Origin of the sequence: Acidithiobacillus ferriphilus (assembly GCF_018854775.1) — a bacterium.
GTDB classification, from domain to species: Bacteria; Pseudomonadota; Gammaproteobacteria; order Acidithiobacillales; family Acidithiobacillaceae; genus Acidithiobacillus; species Acidithiobacillus ferriphilus.
In genome coordinates this window covers 1-1,355 of record NZ_JAAZTY010000207.1, presented here as the reverse complement: position 1 = coordinate 1,355, position 1,355 = coordinate 1, and the positions used below count along the sequence as shown (strand labels likewise).

Here is a 1,355-nt window from a genome sequence, read left to right as displayed (position 1 = left end):
CCGCCCGCCTCTTTCAGACCCGTGCCGATATCACCGCGCTGGTGGCCGATTTGCACCGGTTGCATCAGGAAATTACCCCGCTGGAGCGGCAGGTACCGCAACTGCAAAGCGCCGAGCAACGACTGCGGGGTGCGGCGGCGGAGCATAATGTGACTTTGATCGATTATGAGGCGGTACGCAGTCAGGCCCTCGCCAAGAGTCTGCAATTGCTGGTCCTGAAGGAGGCTTATGCGGAACAACAGGCAGCTCTGGCAATGGCGGTGGGCCTGCCTTGGCAACAATGGGGAGGATAGCGGTGACGCGACGGATACCAGGATGGCTATGGGGTGGCTTGGGACTAGGGCTCAGTATGCTGGCACTACCAGCAATGGCGGAGGTGTTGGCTCTGGTCCAGTTAACTCCAGCGCGGGTGATGCCCCTGGCGGAGCATTTGCGGGCTTATGGTACCGTGGAATTCGCGCCGGAGGGCGGTCGAACCTTGTCGCTGGAAGCGGAGAGTCTGGTCAGTCAGGTGCTGGTGGCGAATGGCCAGCGAGTACATCAGGGGGAAGTGTTGCTGCGGGTGGCGCCGTCTATCAATGACCAGCTCCAGTTGCAGCAGGCGCAGATCGGTGTGCGCTTCGCCCTCACCGACCAGCAGCGTTTGGAATCCTTGCGCGCCAGGCAGCTGGCGACCAATGCCGAGGTGCAGGTCGCGCAGCAAACCCTCGCCAGGGCGCAAGCCACCCTCCACGATCTACAGGCGCGTCTCAAGACCCTGCAAGCTGGTGCAGTGCGTGCGCCCATCAACGGCGTCGTCGAAACGGTATCCGTGCACCAGGGCGATCTGGTTCCCGCCGGTCAGCCTTTGCTGCGCCTCAGCACGGGCAACACCCTGCGCATCGTGCTGGGTGTCGAACCGGAAGATCTGCCCCGCGTCAAAGTGGGCGACGCCGTGCAGCTCCGTCCCGTTTACGGCGCCCAGCCCCCGTTATCAGGCAGGATTCGGCAGATTTATTGGCAAGTCGATCCCAAAACACGTCTTACCCAGGTGGTCGTCCCCATGGCCGCCACCCCCAGTCTGCTGCCTGGGGCCATGGTGCGGGCGGAGATCACCCTGGGGCGCCATAAAACTTTGGCTATTCCCGACAGCGCTGTTCTACAGCAGGGCGGTCGCGCTTATTGTTTTGTGGATGTTCATGGTAAAGCGCGGCAGCGCTGGATTGAAACCGGCTGGCGCGAAGCAGGCTGGATTGCGGTCAGCAAAGGGCTCCAGGCGGGAGAGCCGGTGGTCAGCCTTGGTAATTATGAACTGCAGGATGGCATGGCCCTGCGTGTGGCGGGGAGATCCTGATGGGTGACTGGCTGCAACGGCG

General features: G+C 62.5%; 1 protein-coding gene and 1 pseudogene. Both read left to right on the top strand.

What is annotated here, in order from left to right:
• Positions 1-293: pseudogene (locus HF921_RS12270) on the top strand (TolC family protein); the annotation flags it as partial.
• Between the two features lie 2 nt (positions 294-295).
• On the top strand, positions 296-1,333 hold the full coding sequence (locus HF921_RS12265; protein ID WP_215893907.1) for an efflux RND transporter periplasmic adaptor subunit: 1,038 nt from the start codon (positions 296-298) through the stop codon (positions 1,331-1,333).
• Positions 1,334-1,355: the final 22 nt, after the last annotated feature.